General features: G+C 66.6%; 12 protein-coding genes. 4 read left to right on the top strand and 8 right to left on the bottom strand.

Features of this window, described 5'->3' with window-relative positions; genetic code table 11:
* Nucleotides 1–4: 4 nt before the first annotated feature.
* From ACLJPD_RS14860 to ACLJPD_RS14850, 3 genes are all read right to left on the bottom strand, one after another.
* Complete coding sequence (locus ACLJPD_RS14860; RefSeq protein ID WP_410872677.1) at nt 5–1,087, bottom strand: phosphotransferase; 1,083 nt, start codon at nt 1,085–1,087, stop codon at nt 5–7.
* Nucleotides 1,084–2,208 (bottom strand): TIGR03857 family LLM class F420-dependent oxidoreductase, encoded by a 1,125-nt coding sequence (locus ACLJPD_RS14855; protein WP_410872676.1) that lies wholly within the window; start codon nt 2,206–2,208, stop codon nt 1,084–1,086. Before ACLJPD_RS14855 ends, ACLJPD_RS14860 begins: the two co-directional genes overlap by 4 nt.
* A gap of 128 nt (nt 2,209–2,336) precedes the next feature.
* Entirely contained in the window at nt 2,337–3,173 is an 837-nt protein-coding gene (locus tag ACLJPD_RS14850; protein WP_410872675.1) for an LLM class F420-dependent oxidoreductase, read from the bottom strand.
* A 160-nt stretch (nt 3,174–3,333) separates the two neighbouring features.
* On the opposite strand from ACLJPD_RS14850, the gene ACLJPD_RS14845 reads away from it, so the two are divergent.
* Nucleotides 3,334–5,721: a beta-glucosidase family protein gene (locus ACLJPD_RS14845; RefSeq protein WP_410872674.1), complete on the top strand. Its 2,388-nt coding sequence runs from the start codon at nt 3,334–3,336 to the stop codon at nt 5,719–5,721.
* An 85-nt stretch (nt 5,722–5,806) separates the two neighbouring features.
* On the opposite strand, the gene ACLJPD_RS14840 is transcribed toward ACLJPD_RS14845, so the two are convergent.
* The 3 genes from ACLJPD_RS14840 to ACLJPD_RS14830 form a co-directional block, all read right to left on the bottom strand.
* Nucleotides 5,807–6,694: a tyrosine-protein phosphatase gene (locus ACLJPD_RS14840; protein WP_410872673.1), complete on the bottom strand. Its 888-nt coding sequence runs from the start codon at nt 6,692–6,694 to the stop codon at nt 5,807–5,809.
* Nucleotides 6,695–6,849: 155 nt separating this feature from the next.
* Nucleotides 6,850–8,043 (bottom strand): oxygenase MpaB family protein, encoded by a 1,194-nt coding sequence (locus tag ACLJPD_RS14835; protein ID WP_410872672.1) that lies wholly within the window; start codon nt 8,041–8,043, stop codon nt 6,850–6,852.
* A 19-nt stretch (nt 8,044–8,062) separates the two neighbouring features.
* On the bottom strand, nt 8,063–8,671 hold the full coding sequence (locus ACLJPD_RS14830) for a TetR/AcrR family transcriptional regulator (RefSeq protein WP_410872671.1): 609 nt from the start codon (nt 8,669–8,671) through the stop codon (nt 8,063–8,065).
* A 203-nt stretch (nt 8,672–8,874) separates the two neighbouring features.
* On the opposite strand from ACLJPD_RS14830, the gene ACLJPD_RS14825 reads away from it, so the two are divergent.
* On the top strand, nt 8,875–9,978 hold the full coding sequence (locus tag ACLJPD_RS14825) for a GGDEF domain-containing protein (RefSeq protein ID WP_410872670.1): 1,104 nt from the start codon (nt 8,875–8,877) through the stop codon (nt 9,976–9,978).
* Here ACLJPD_RS14825 and ACLJPD_RS14820 read toward each other — a convergent pair.
* Nucleotides 9,970–11,457, bottom strand: a complete 1,488-nt coding sequence (locus ACLJPD_RS14820) for an FUSC family protein (RefSeq protein ID WP_410872669.1) — start codon at nt 11,455–11,457, stop codon at nt 9,970–9,972. The genes ACLJPD_RS14825 and ACLJPD_RS14820 overlap by 9 nt on opposite strands.
* A gap of 74 nt (nt 11,458–11,531) precedes the next feature.
* Here ACLJPD_RS14820 and ACLJPD_RS14815 point away from each other — a divergent pair, with 74 nt between their 5' ends.
* Entirely contained in the window at nt 11,532–12,050 is a 519-nt protein-coding gene (locus ACLJPD_RS14815) for a MarR family winged helix-turn-helix transcriptional regulator (protein WP_410872668.1), read from the top strand.
* Nucleotides 12,051–12,273: 223 nt separating this feature from the next.
* On the opposite strand, the gene ACLJPD_RS14810 is transcribed toward ACLJPD_RS14815, so the two are convergent.
* The gene (locus ACLJPD_RS14810; protein ID WP_410872667.1) at nt 12,274–12,798 is read right to left on the bottom strand and encodes an OmpA family protein; all 525 of its coding nucleotides are present in this window, start codon (nt 12,796–12,798) and stop codon (nt 12,274–12,276) included.
* A gap of 814 nt (nt 12,799–13,612) precedes the next feature.
* Here ACLJPD_RS14810 and ACLJPD_RS14805 point away from each other — a divergent pair.
* On the top strand, nt 13,613–14,896 hold the full coding sequence (locus tag ACLJPD_RS14805; protein WP_410872665.1) for a PucR family transcriptional regulator: 1,284 nt from the start codon (nt 13,613–13,615) through the stop codon (nt 14,894–14,896).
* Nucleotides 14,897–14,918: the final 22 nt, after the last annotated feature.

Genomic DNA, 14,918 nt, shown 5'->3' with positions numbered 1-14,918 from the left:
GTCGTCAGCGCAGGGTGCCCGGCATGAGGTCGTCGATCGCGGCGGCGCTGCGCGTGAGCATCGTGTGGAACATCTCGTCACCACGGGGGGTGGGAGCGGCAGCGCCGCAACCGAATACGACGATCAGCGGGGCGTGGATCAGCGACGACACGTAGTCGGTCCAGCATTGCTCGGCGCTGTAACCGGTGACACCGTGCCGGGTGAGTTCACGGTGGTAGTCGGCGACGATGGCGCGCTCGTGCAGGCGACGGTCCTCGATCGTGAGGCTCGTCGAGAGCAGGAAGGCGATGTCGCGCAACGGTTGTCCAGGGGTGATCGTCTGCCAATCCAGCAGCGTCACCGTGCCGTCCGGCGCGAACATCACGTTGTCGACGCGCAGATCGCCGTGCAACAACGCGAAATGCCGCAAGGGAGCGATCAGCCACTCACCGGCGGACGCGACGAGCCAGGCGACGGTGGCTCGCTCGAGGTCGCTCAGCCGATCATCGAAACGTTCGACGAACGCGTCGGCCATCGGCGCGAGCACCGAATCCATCAACTCCCGATCCTCGGCAGTGGGCAAAGACAGGCCCTGGACCTGCAACAGCGTGTCGTCACACCAGCGCGGGCCGTGCAGCCCCGCGGCGGCGACAGCGACCGCACGCGCCTGTTCGACGGAGCAGCCGGCAATCTGGTCGCCCTGTACAGCCGGCGCGAGATCATCGAGTAACAGCACGAATTCGCTGCCGAATTCCGAGATGACCGCGGCGTGACAGCCCGGCACCGGTGCACGCAGCGTCGCCGCCAGATCACGGTAGAAGCGCACCTCGTTGCGGAACGCGCCCGCGCCGAATCGGCGATGGTCCTCGGAACCGATGGCGAGTTTGGCGACCATGCTGACCGGCAGCCGGGTGTCGCCGCGATAGCGCAGCACCAGCCGGTACGAGCCGGCCATCTGCCCCGAACCCACCGGTGTCACGGTCACGCTGTCGACGTCGACGGCGTGGCCATCGGCGCGCAGTGTCGCGGTGAGCCAGGCCGGGGTGAGAGAGGCCGGATCGGTCGGAATATCACCCGAAACCGTCTCGGGTGCGTATTCGGCGCTCATGCGGAAACTCCTGACGAGAGGGGAAGTGCGACCGAACCCGGGTTGGCCGGCAGTGCGCGCCGGGTCGAGCGGATTGCCCGGTAGGCCTCGATGACCGGGACCAATTCGGTCGGGGTGGCGCCGTGCATGATCACCGAGTCGACGCCGAGTTCGAATTGGCGGTCGATGGCCGCGGCGCACGCGGTCGGGGAACCGGTTGCGCAGTCACGCACCCATTCCCGCGGAATCACCTTCGCGAGTTCGGCGAGTTCGGCGGCCTCAGCGGTCGCGTCGATCGCGCCGCGCGCCGAGGTGAACGCTGCGCTCGCCCGCACCCGTGCCAGATCGTCGGTGTGCCAGCCGTTCGCGCGCATCAGAATGTCGGGATAGCCCTGCAGATAGGTGGCCAGGCGGCCGTAGAGGCGACGCAGTTGGTCCTGCTCGTCGAGATCGTCGCCGACGGTGGCCACGACCGACCAGATCCGCACCGAGTTCGGATCACGCCCGGCGCGTTCGGCGGCCTCGCGCACCGTCGACACCGCGGCGGCGGTGGCTTCCGCGCTGAGGAAGGTGTGCAGGACGACGGCGTCCGCGATGCGGCCCGCCAGTTGCAGGGTTCGCGGGCTCATGGTGACCAGCAGCACCGGCGGTGGCGACGCGAGTGTCACGCCGAGATGCAGCACCGGGAAGGAACCGATCGCGCCGTCGTGGCCGATGATCGTCTCCCCGCGCCACAATCTGCGCAGGATGTCGGTGATCTCGCCCAGTTGCGCGCCGGTCACGTTCGCCAGTCCGAGAACCTGCCACAGTGGCGCGATTCCGCGTCCGAGACCGAGCGCGAAACGGCCGCCACTGAGTTCGGCAAGGGTCGCGCCCATGTTCGCGGTGACGATCGGATGACGCGTGTTGTGGTTGGTCGCCGCGGTGGCGATGCCGAGCCTGGTCGACACCGCGGCCAGTGCGCCGGCGAGAACGGCGGCGTCTTTGATGTTGAACCGCTCGGAGACGAAGGCGGTGCCCAGACCGATCCGGTCGGCCAGCACCGCCTCGTCCGCGAGTTCGGCGGGTGTGACCGGATGCCGCGACAGCGCGTAATAGCCGAGTTCGGTCAGTTGTGGCGAGAGTGGTTCACCCGATGGCATCGACAGCGACCTCCGTGGCGGCGATTCGTCAGTGATCGACCGCGATTCGCGTCGTCGAAGCCAAATTTAGAACAGGTTCTCACCAGTTGTATACAGATTTGAAATATTGTCTACTCCGCCCTGCGCCTTCACCGAGTGAACGGCAGCACCGAGGCCAGCGCGCGGAGCGCCTCGAGGTAGTCCTCGTTCAACGGCTGGATCGCGACATGGTCGGCCCCCGCGTCCAGGTGCGCCACCAATCCGGCCGCGACTTCGGTCGGTGTGCCGTTGACGGCCAGGATGTCGATCAGCCGATCGCTGCCCGGCTTGGTGATGTCCTCCTCGGAGAAGCCGAGGCGGCGCAGATTGCCCAGGTAGTTCACCAGCCCCAGATACATGGAGACCGTGCCCCTGGCGACCTCCCGTGCCCTTGCCGCATCGTCATCCAGGACCACTTTCTGCTCCGGGACGAGCAGCGCGCCTGCGCCGAGAGTTTCGCGGGCGGTTTCGGTGTGCTCGGGCGGGGCGAGGTAGGGCAGCGCGCCCGCGGTGCGGTCGCGGGCGAGTTTCAACACGCGCGGTCCGAGCGCGGCCAGCGCCCTGCGCTCCTTCGGCACCCCCGCCGCGTCGAGTTCGTCCAGGTAGGCCACGAGCGCGTCGTACGGCTTGACCGCCCCCGCACCGTTGGCCTCCCGGTGCCCGACCCCGATGCCGAGCAGGAAACGGCCAGGAAACCGCTGGTCGATGCGGTGAAAGGACTCGGCGACGGTCTGGGCGGGCGCCGTCCAGATATTGACGATGCTGGTACCGACGGTCAGCGACTCCGTCGCCTCCAGCAGCGATTCGGTCACCGGCAAATCCGCAGGCGGCGAACCCCCGAGCCACAACGCGCCATATCCCAGTTCCTCGAGCTCGCGGGCTGCCGCGGGGGTGAACCCCTCGTAATAGCGCCACACACCGAATTTCCCGAGATCGCTATTGGTCATGCCGGAGGCAACACGGGCCCCATCGCAACTATTCCGAAACCGGCACCGTGACGTGGACAAACCTCTCCTTGTCGCTGCGCCGAGCAAACGTCACGAGGCTGATTTCCGGAGCGCGTCAGTAGCCTGATAGCTGTCATCCGACTCGAGACAGGACATCCACGTGGACGACCGCATCGAAGAACTGCTCGCGAAGCTCGACCTGCCCGGGAAATTGCGACTGATCTCCGGCGCGGGGATGTTCCGGTTCGCGGGTGAGGCGGCGATCGGGCTGGCGGAGATGCCGGTGTCGGATGGTCCGTCCGGGGTGCGCGGTGAGCAGTGGGACGAACGCGACCCGTCGGTGAGCCTGCCGTCGGGGACCGCGGTGGCGGCGAGCTGGAACCCGGAACTGCTCAGCGAGATCGGCGCGCTCATCGCGCACGAGGCACGGCGCAAAGGCGTGTACGCGGTGCTCGGGCCGACCATCAACCTGCACCGATCCCCGCTCGGCGGAAGGCATTTCGAATGCTTCTCCGAGGACCCGGTACTGACCGGCGAGATGTCGGCCGCCTACGTCGAAGCCGTGCAGGCGCACGGGGTGAGCGCGTGCCCGAAACACTACGTGGCCAACGACGCCGAGACCGACCGCTTCACCGTCGACGTGCGGGTCGATGATCGCGCGCTGCACGAGCTGTACCTGTATCCGTTCGAACGGAGCGTGCGCGCCGGGGCCTGGATGATCATGGACGCCTACAACTCGGTCAACGGCACCACCATGACCGAGAACGCGTTGCTGAACGAACCACTCAAGGGCAGTTGGGGATTCGACGGGGTGGTGGTGTCGGACTGGACGGCGGTGCGCTCGACCGTCGGCGCCGCCGAGGGCACCGACCTGGCGATGCCGGGACCGTGGACGCTGTGGGGCGCGCCGCTGGAAGAAGCCGTGCGTCAGGGCGAGGTGCCCGAGTCGGCGATCGACGAGAAGGTCCGTCGCATCCTGCGTTTCGCGACACGGGTCGGCGCGCTGGACGACGAACCCGCTCCCGCACCGCAATTCGATGACGAGCAGGCGCGGGAGCTGCTCCGCCGGGCCGCCGCCGACGGCATGGTGCTCGTGCACAACGACGGTGTACTTCCCCTGCGGCCGCAGACGAAGGTCGCGGTGCTCGGTCCGCATGCCGCCGCGCCGCGGTTCATGGGCGGAGGTAGCGCCACCGTCATCCCGTCGCACACCACCACTCCCCTCGACGGCCTCGAAGCTGTTCTGCCCGTGACACATACGCCCGGCATTCGCTTGGACGACAAGCTCGTTCCGGTGCCGATGGACCTGGTGACCGACCCCGAAACCGGCACCCCGGGCCTGTCGCTGCGATACCTCGACGGCGACGCCGTCGTCGACACCCAGCACCGGACCGCGGGCAACCTCATGTTGTTCGGCGACACGAAGGCCGCCGACACCACGACCATCGAGATCCGCGCCCGGTTGCGCGCAGATATGGCGGGTGAGTGGGAGATCGGCGTCGGCACTCTCGGCCTTGCCCGCCTGGAACTCGACGGCGAGCAGGTGCTCGAGCAGACCATCGCCTTCGAGGGCACCGACCCGGTCGGCGCGATCCTGTACCCGCCGCAGCGGTCGGTCACTCGAAGGCTCGCCGAGGGCCAGGAGGTCGATGTCCGCATCACCGTGGCCACTCCACCGGCGATCCCCGGTCTCGGAGTGATTCTCGGGGTCACCTTCGGCATCACCCGCCCGCAGCGCTCCGCCGACGAAGAGTTCGCCGCCGCCATCGAAGCGGCACGGTCCGCCGATGTCGCGGTGGTCGTGGTCGGTACCACCGAGCAGATCGAATCCGAAGGTTTCGACCGCACCGATCTCCGGTTGCCCGGCCGCCAGAACGAGTTGGTCGCGGCCGTCGCCGCGGTGAACCCGCGCACCGTTGTCGTGGTGAATTCCGGTGCGCCCGTGGAGATGCCGTGGCGTGAAGATGTAGCGGCGGTGCTGCTGGCATGGTTCCCCGGGCAGGAATTCGGGGCGGCACTGGCCGATGTGCTCACCGGTGCCACCGAACCCGGCGGGCGGTTGCCGACCACCTGGCCCAAGACCATCGACGACGTCCCGGTCCTGAACACCACACCCGACGAATCCGGCGCCCTCGTCTACTCCGAAGGCATTCACGTCGGCTACCGGGCATGGTTGAAACACGGTGTGGCGCCCGCCTACCCGTTCGGCCACGGGCTCGGCTACACCAGCTGGGAACTCAGCGAGCTCACCGTTTCCGGCCGTAGCTGCACCGTCACGGTCGCCAATACCGGCGAACGCGCGGGCAAGCAGGTCGTGCAGGCCTACCTCTCGCGCGAGCACAGCGCCGTCGACCGGCCGGTCCGCTGGCTCGCCGGATTCGCCACGATCACCGCCGAACCCGGCGAGACACGCACCGTCACCATCGAGCTGCCACAGCGTGCCTTCGAACACTGGACCGACACGGGGTGGGCCGTCGAACCCGGCGGGTTCACCCTGCACGTCGGCACCTCGGTGATCGCGCTGCCGCTCACCGCTGAGATCGCCTGAGCCCTACTGCCGCACAGAAGTCGATGCGCGACAGATTCGGCCCCGGTGCGTCACACCGGGGCCGACCGCAGGGTCCGGTATTCGGTCAGCGGACGAGTTTGGTGCGCAACTGCTCGATGGTGGTCTCGCTCAGCCCGAGTCCCGCGCGCAGGTAATTGTCGACCGACCCGTAGCTGAGCGCGAGCTCGTCGATGCCCGCTTCGAGGAACTCGCGCTCCACACCCATCAGCGGGGCATAGGCGGCGGCGAATTCGGCACCCCTGGTCTTTTCCATCTGGGCGATGGTGGCGGAGATGGACGCGGCGGAATACTCGTTGGTGAGCAGATAGTCGGCGATGATGGTTTCCCGATCCACGCCCGCGAGACTCAGCAGCAGATACGTTGCCCAGCCGGTACGGTCCTTGCCCGCTGTGCAATGGAATACCGCGGGACCGGGCTGTTGCGCCAGTTGGGTGAGCAGTGTCGCGAATCCGGCCCGTTCGAACGCACCGGTGACAAAGGACCTGTTGGCCTCGCGCAGCAGTTCGCGGGCCTGTTCGGCAGTGCTCACCCGGAATGTCTGGCCCAGATCCCCACTCATGATCGGGATATTGAGATAGTTCGCGCCCAACGGCAGACGGTCGGCCTTGGCCGTGATCTCGCTCGCGCTACGCAGGTCATAGACATTGCGCAGGCCGAGCAGACTCAGTGTGGCCCAATCGATGTCGTCGGGTGTCACGGCATTCGAGCGATAGAACGCACCTCTGGCGACATGGTGGCCGTCCTGGTTGATGTATCCGGCGCCGGTACCGGCGACATCGCGGAAGTTGTCGACGCTACCGAGTCGCGGGGTGTCGGCGAACTGCGCGAAATCCGATGATCCGGTAGTCGGCGCGGCACCGGCCGCGGTCAGGTTCGCACCCAGGATCGGGGAGGTGAGCAAGCCTCCACAGAGGGCGAGAACGGTGGTGCTACGACGCCATGAAACCGGCACTGAACTACTCCCAATTGCTTTGTGCATGTCAACCTACGATCGAATACATCATCGGTACTCGCAACGAATGAACCAGAAGAGGCCGCTCAATGAACACGACCGTGCGGTGACCGCCACTCGACCCGCGGGCCCGAAAACCACCGCAGGCCGACGTTTCAGAGGGCCGCTCGTACAACGGCTTCGGCGGCGACAGTCGATGGAGCCCGAGCGTCGTCGAGCAGTGCGCGAAAACTCTCCCGGGTTCGGCGGGCCAGTCGCTGATCGTCGCGCAGTCCCCATCTGCGCGCAACCTCGCCCGCCCGCACCGCGGGCCGCAGCAGCGTCGGTAGGTGCTTCAGACTCGTATTCGGCAGGCCGAGGCTGTCGGCCACTTCCTCGCCTGCCCATCGTCGGGTCAGTGCGTACAGCGTCGCGACAAGCGGGCCGGTGCCGATGTCGACCATCGACTTCGGCAGCACCGTGGCCGGGTCGAAGCCGTTTTCGATCAGTGCCTTCACCAGCTGTCGCGAATCCGCGTCGGCGGGTGTGTCCGTGAGGTCTTTGATCGCGATGATTTCCCTGGCCCGTGCCGCGTTGTAGGGAAGCATGTCGTCGGGCACGCCGAGCAGGTAGCCGATATAGCGCCACATATGTTGGATGTCATCGAGGTCGCGGTCGGTGAAGTGCAATCCCGCATCACGCATGGCCGCGAGCGGAATCGTCGAGAATTCGCCGGAGACGCCGTAGGCGGTATCGGTGAGATTGATCGGCATCCCCCACGCCTGCTGGTCCCATTCACCGGACTGGAATATGCGCTTACGCACGCCGGCATGCATGAAACGGACGCGAACGGTCTCCCGGAAACCGGGGCCGTTTCGTCGCAACGCCCCGGGTGACGTCGCCGCGAGAAACCACCGCCCGGTCTCCTGCATCCGCCGACGGGACCGGTAGTTCAATTCGCCGGTGAAGGTGAGCGGCTTGACCCCGGCCCCGGATTGATACCCGGCCGCCAGCGCCGCGCAGTTGAAACTCAGCCCGATCCACAGAATCCCGTTGCGCCACAACGCAGTCGAACCCTGCTCGACTGCGTTCCAGTCGAGCCAATCAGGTAGCTCGGCGATCGGCTCCAGCATTGTCGCGAGACTGTTCGGCACGCCGGTTTCGCCATCGAGCCACGCGTTGACAGCACGGAACGAGTGCTCCGCAGTTGTGCCGAAGGAAGCGACCACCGCATCGGCGAGCGAGTCGACCTCTTCGAGACCCTGTTCCAACCGCCGCACGAGACGGGGATCGAAACGGTGCCCAGCGAGGTCGCGGTTCAGAAAGCGCGTGGTCGTCATGAACAACGACGTTAACAGGGGGTTGGACATGCTGTCCAACCCCAATTTCTCACGAATGGAGGCTGTTCCAGATGATGGTCGTCAGTGCGCGAGTCAGGCGCGCGCGTCCCTGCTCATCGCTGCCACCGATCATTCGGGAGCAGGTGCGTTCCACCATCCAGACGAGTGCCGAGGCGGTCTCGATGGCAGGCACATCGCCACTGACGATCCCCCGCTGCTGAGCGACTTCGATAGTTCGAGCGGATTCCGCGATGAACGCCTGCACGTTGTCCTCCATCCGCCCGGCCACCTGCGCATCGGTGACGGCCGCGTCGAAGACCGCGGTGATCAACGGGTACTCGTTCGCGTAGATCTCGACGAAATCGGCGAGCGCCGTCGCCAACGCGTCGCGATCTCCGGCGGATCGCCACACCGCCGCGACACTGCCGGCCAACTCCGCGCGAACGTGATCGACGAGGCGCAGCGAGAACGCCGAGCGATCCGGGAAATACAGATAGAACGTCGCACGGCCGATCCCCGCCGCACCGACAATCCGCGCAATGCTCAGATCGGCGAAACGCCCACCGTCAGCGCAGAGATTCGTGACGGCCGCGATCAGCCGTCGTTCGACGTCCGGTCGCCGTTCGTCACGCGATGCGCTTCCTGAAATTTCCGTCACGGGCTGCAACGTAGCGCGCCCGGTGACATCCGGGACCGGCGGATCGCTGCGGCCGACACGTCCACACTGGCTGTGACTCGCATGCGGCGTCGGATACGAGCAGGTCCGCCTAGACTTCTGCCGATCAGCTGGTGAGATCTCCGGGAATTCTCACGGTCGGCACGAACGAGGCGGGCGATGCGGTCGGGACCAAGGGTGAGTCGATGAATGACAGCAAGACGCTGCGGGCCTGGTGGGTGGACCCGGTCGACTACCGATGGCTGGTCCGCACCCTGGCGGCTCGGTCGGCGCTCCTACCGCTGAAAATACTGATCGGCATCGCGGGAGCGGGGATCGCGGTGATGGGTGCGGTGATCGCGGGAACACCGGTGGGGCCGCCCGGCAGCCCCGGCATCGCCTCGACGATCGGCGTGCTGTCCGGGACGCTCTGGGCACTGCGCTGGTGGCTGCTGCGCTGGCCGAGCAAGACCGAGTCGCTGGTGCTGATCGCCTGTGCCGACCTGCTGTTCACGGTGGAATTCCTCCAGCTGCCGGATCGGCTGTTCGGGGCGATGGGCGCGGTGCTGCTCCTGGCCACCGGCAGTTATCTGAGCTACTTCCACAGCGCACGGGCGCTGGCCGTGCACTCGGCCTGGTCGCTGCTGTCGGTGGTGGTGTTCTCGGTGCGGATCGCCACCGGTGGCGGGGATGTCCACCTGGCCGTCGCGGTCGGCCTGCTGCTCGCATCGGTGGTCACCACGGTGCCCGCATACCAGTTTCTCTATTGGTTGCTGCGCACCGAGTCGCTGTCGGACCCGTTGACCGAACTGCTGAACCGGCGGGGCCTCGAGAACCGACTACCGCAGCTGATGGACCGAAACCCCGCGATCTGTGTCATCTGCTTCGATCTCGACCGGTTCAAGCGCGTCAACGACACCTGGGGTCACCGCATCGGCGACCTCGTGCTGGTGCGAACCGCGAGGCGGTTGCGCGATGCCGCCGGGGAGATGGCGGTGGTGGCGCGGACGGGCGGGGAGGAGTTCGTGGTGGCTGCCCCGCTCGCCGCGGCCGCCGCCCGCAGCGAGGCCGAACGATTGTGCCGGGTGGTCGCCGAACCCGCGGAGGGCGCGGTGGTGGTGACCGCGAGCGTCGGGGTGGCGGTGTTCGACGCGGCGGCCTGTCCGCGATGTCCCCGCCCGACTCCGGACCGACTGCTGCAATCCGCCGACGCGGCGATGTACCGAGCCAAACAGTCCGGTGGGAATCTGGTCGCGGTCGAGGAACTCACCCCGCCGGTGGATCATGACCACCCGACCGACTCAGCGTGACAGCGGTAGCGAACCCCTCGCTGCCGCGCCCACCGGTGCGGACATGCCCCGCACGGATGCCGGAAGATGCTGAAGATCCGAGCGGCTGATCGTCACCGCCGCGACGATGACGCCCACCGCGACGCCGATCAAGGTATCCACGATCCGGCTGACGCCGATCTCAGGCGAGATGTGTGCCCCGAGGCCGACCATGAGCAACGCCATCGGCGTGACCGCGAGCGAGGTGAGTGCGTAGCTGCGAGCGGCCATCAGTTCGGCACCCACCTGAAGCACCACGATCGCTGTCACCGTCGGCCAGTAGCCAAGTCCCGCGGCGATCAGCAGCGCCCCGATGATCGCGCCGCCGACATTGCCGAGCAGTCGCTGGATTGCCCGTTGCACGGTCAGCGCGTACGACACACCCTGCATCGCGGCCATCGCACCCATCGACGCCCACAGCGGATGGTCGAGTCCCACCGCAGCGGCGAACCACCCCGCGCAGGCCGCGGCGAGGGCGATACGCACCGCGTTGCCGAGGACCGCGCGGGAGCGCAGTCCGGACAGGCCCGTCGCCACGAATCCCGCCGGCCGTGGCAGCGCGGATACCTCGACCGTCACCTCGTTGTCGAATAATGTGCTGCGGCGCTTGATCTTTCGCAGTTCGGCTTCGTGACGGGCCACCTCGAACAGCCGCGCAGAGTCCCCCGCCGCCCAGTCGTCGACCGCGGTTTCCGCCTCGTCGAGCAGCACGATCAGGTCACTGTGATGCCTCGAATCGTTGCCACGAACACCGCTGAGCGCCAACTTCTCCCGAGCCTGCGCGAGCGCGGCGCGGGCCGGTTCGACCGGTCCGCCGCCCTCGAGGGCGGCGACGGCCGCCAGTGCCCGCGCGACGGCAAGCCGGGCCGGGCCGAGCGGCAGGATCAGCAGCGGCGTCGCCAGGGCAAGCAACCCCACCGCGGCACCGATCGCCGCCGCCAGGCACGTGCGGACGACGTCGCCGGTGGTGGTGACGTAACCGACGGCCGCGGTGGCCGCGAAGACGAGGATCACCGGGCCGGGACCGGTGATCCGGAAGGCGGACACCGATGCCGCCGCCATCGCGGCACCGACAGACATCAGCGCGACCTCTACCCAGATCGGGACGTGCGCGAGCGCCAGCAATCCGCCGCCTGCCACAAAGGCGACGAGTAGCGCCCCGACGAGCGTCACCTTGGCCGCGACCCGGACCATCGGCTCGTGCCGTGCGAAGGCCGAGGCCAGCGCGCCGAGCATCGCGAAGCCGGCGTACTGGCGCAGATCGAGAAGACCACAGCCGACGAACACCAGTGCGGCCGCAGCACCGACACGCATCGAGGCCGCCACGGTCGCGTCGGCAGACCGCACCTCGAGCGCCCGCCGCCAGGTGGATGCCGAGACCGAGTGTGCGAGCGCGCCGCCGGCGTGCCGCAGCCGGGAGGCAGTGGGCCGGTTCTGGAGGACGGGAGTAACGGTAGGCACTCCATCATTCTACAAGTATTTTACTTATAAACTATATTTGAAACAGTGTGAACCCGGTCGCCTAGGATAAGCGCATGGGCGACACCTCCCCCGACTTCGTCGACGGCGTTCGAGCCGAATGGGCCCGAACCTATCCGCAGCTGGACACTTCCACGATCGACGTCCTCGGCCGCATCAACCGGATCAGCACACTGTCGCTGCACCAGCTCGACCAGGCGCTCACCCCGAGGGGCATCACCCGCAGCGAGTTCGAGATCCTGTGCGCCCTCGCCCGCGCCGACCGCCCACTGCGCGCCAGCGAGGTCACCGCAAGAACCATGTCCAGCGGCGCCTCGACCACCAAACACGCCGATCGGCTGACGAAGACAGGGCTGATCGAACGCCTACCGTTCGAGCGCGACGGCCGCGTGGTGTTACTGCAACTCACCGCGGCCGGCCGCGAACTCGTCGACGCCGAACTACCCGGCCGCGTCGACAGAGACCGCCGACTGTTGGAGGGCCTCGACGAGCAGGAACGGCAGACCCTCGTAGCCCTGCTGCGTCGAGTATCGCGAAACACCGACGCGGCCTCCTGGCCCTCCGCAGGCCGCTGAACGCAACCGCCTCGCACACGTGGTGATCATCCGAAAGCCGCGGGGTCCGCGCAGAATGGCGCCGCATGGGCGCAGCGCCGGGCATTGCCGGAAGCCACCAACCCGAACAGCCGGGCTGCTTCCTTGCGCTTTCGACTCCGTAGCGAGTTGCTCTCATATCAGAGATCCGCCGCGGCGAGAGCGCCGCGGCGGATCCTTTGCTGCCTTTGTCGGGCGTCGCCAATTATCCGTCCACAACCGTGATTTTCGCCTGATTGGCATCAACCTCCGAATCGGAGGGGTTCGCATCGGAATTCACCGTGATGCGCGATTTATCGATGCCGTCAGCCTCGAGCGCGGCCGCGATATTGTCACCTCGGGCCTTGGCCAGCGTTTTGGCGGCAGCCGGATTCGAATCTTCGGCATAGGTCGTGATTTCAATTTTGGTGTCGTTGCCCTGTAGCGCGGCCGCAACAGCTTTCAAGGTGGCGGTGTCGGTCACGCCGAGGTCTGAACTACCCGCGTCGAAGGTGATCGGGGCCGCAACCAAAACCTTGTTGATCGCATCCTGCACCGCTTGCTGCGTGCTGTCGCGCATCGAGCTCACCGCTGAGGACGCCGTCGCGGCGATGCTGCTACGCATTGTGCTGGTCTGGACGGTCGACGTGGTAGCCGGAGAGGATCCTTCATCATCGGAGCCACACGCCGCTGTCAACAGCACAACCGCAGCGATCGACGCGATCCCATACATGCTCTTCTCGAGTTTCACTGGATCTCCTTGTCTATGGATATCGAACAGTGGCCGCCTGTGAGCGATCAAGGTCGCCGGATTGTTCCCAAGTCCTGGTCCGCACCGGCACCGTGAAAATGGTCGCGTGGGTGGCGCCGTCGAAAACATCGGCACAGGATTTGGACAGGGCCGAGCCCTGTAGTCGATCCCGTAGGCGTATCTTTCGCCGACTCCAAACCGCGCGCCTCACCTGAATCGGGTGAACCAGACCTTCGCGCGGCTGATCATAGTAAACACGTCCTGTGACGCCGCTGAGCGGAGCGGGCGCGAACGCACACAACTGCCGACCGTTGCAACAAGTGGTGCGTCCTACCTGTGCGCCTTCCGCGATCCACTGTCGCGAAGGCGAGCGGCGAGCCAGTGTGTGGTGACAGTGCCTGCGGTCACGATGCCCGGCGAGGATGTGATCGATGGCGTCCCAGTACAAACCGACACGGCAGCCGAACGTCACCCGGTCCGGGCTGGGATTGTTCACCGGATCGTCAGGGTCCCAGCAGTTGTCGAAGATGACGTCGATGTAGGCCTCGTGGGTGCCTTGGTGGTCAGGTCTGCTCGGCACAGCACCGGGATTCCGCGCTCTGGCTGGCCAGCCGCTCAGACGCCCAAGGTAGAAGTTACTTCTCGTTCTGTCCAACCATGGGCTCACTGCCGCATCACCAAGACAGACTTACCAGGCATTTAGGTTGCACAACGAGGTTGCGCAACGCATTCTTCGATCTACAGACAGTTGAGGTCGAGTTTGATAAGTTACTAATCATTCTCGCCCATGTAGACCGGAGAACGGGAGCCAACGATGACGATCGAACTGGACAGCTCGTCGATGCGGTTGCCGTTGCCCGATTCGGTGAGCCTCACCGGTCAGCTCGTCAACCACTTCATCGACAATGTCGCCACGCGCGATACCCATCTGGGCGACGCGATATCCGGCGACATCGCCACCGTGACGAAGAAGTGTCTCGAGATCGGCGACGGCATCAGCGCGGGCCGCAACGTGTCCGAGCAGCTGCGCTGGTTCTCGGCTGCCGCAGCAGGGTGGGCTCGCGAAGGCGTGCCGATCGACACCGTCTTGCGCGCCTTCTACGAAGCACTGCGCGTGAGCGTGGACGTGATGTGTGCCCCCGACGCGGCCTACGATCGCGACGCGCTGATCGACAGACTCCGCATGACCATGGCGATCTCGAACCTCATGTCCACCACGATGATCGATGCCTACCTGCGCGAGTATCGCGGCGTGGTCAGCGAACACCTCACCGCGGTGCGAGCCCTGACCTCCGCCCTCCTCGCCGGCCGAGCCACGGCGCCCATGGCGCGCAACTGCGGCGTCAGTGTCGCCGACACCTATCGGGTGTTGGCACTGTCGATCCCCCGAGACCTCGACGATCACGAGCCGCCGATCGACAACGCGATCGACGCACGGCGCCGACTCCGCAGAGTGCACACCGCCCTCGCACAGCATCGCGATGACGCGCTCGCCATGCTGTCGATCGGCGGGGGCACGGTCCTGATCCCCGGTGGCACTTCCGATGACACCCGACTCGACAGCCTGATCGAGGTGCTCTCACACGCCGCCCGGGTCGATATCTCGGCGACCATGATCATCGCCGGGACCGACGACATTCCGGATGCCGCGCAGCGCGCTCATGAACTTCTCGACGTCGTCGGGCGGCTCGGCTACGCGCCGCGACTCTATCGGTTCGAGGACCTCGCGCTCGAATACCAACTCACCCGACCCGGGCCCGGCCTGGCCACGCTCGGGCAGCTGCTCACACCGCTGGATGCCCATCCCGATCTGTTCCGGACACTGCAGGTCCTCATCGCCAATGACATGAACCGCCAGCGCACGGCCCGAATCCTGCACATCCACACGAACACGGTCAACTACCGGCTACACCGAATCGCCGGCTTGACCGGGCTCGATGCGACGCATACCGCAGGTCTGTGGCAGCTGAAGTCAGCCGTGATCGCACGGGCATTCGAACTGGCACGGTCATCACAGCGGTTCGCGGAGGGCCCGGCGGCGCATGCCCCGCGGGGACGACTCGAACGGATACGGCCGCCGACGCTGCGGAACCAGTGACTGCACAGCCGAGCCCGCAGTC

This window comes from Nocardia sp. A7, assembly GCF_046549215.1.
Taxonomy (GTDB): Bacteria; Actinomycetota; Actinomycetes; order Mycobacteriales; family Mycobacteriaceae; genus Nocardia.
This window is presented reverse-complemented; position numbering and strand designations above follow the sequence as displayed.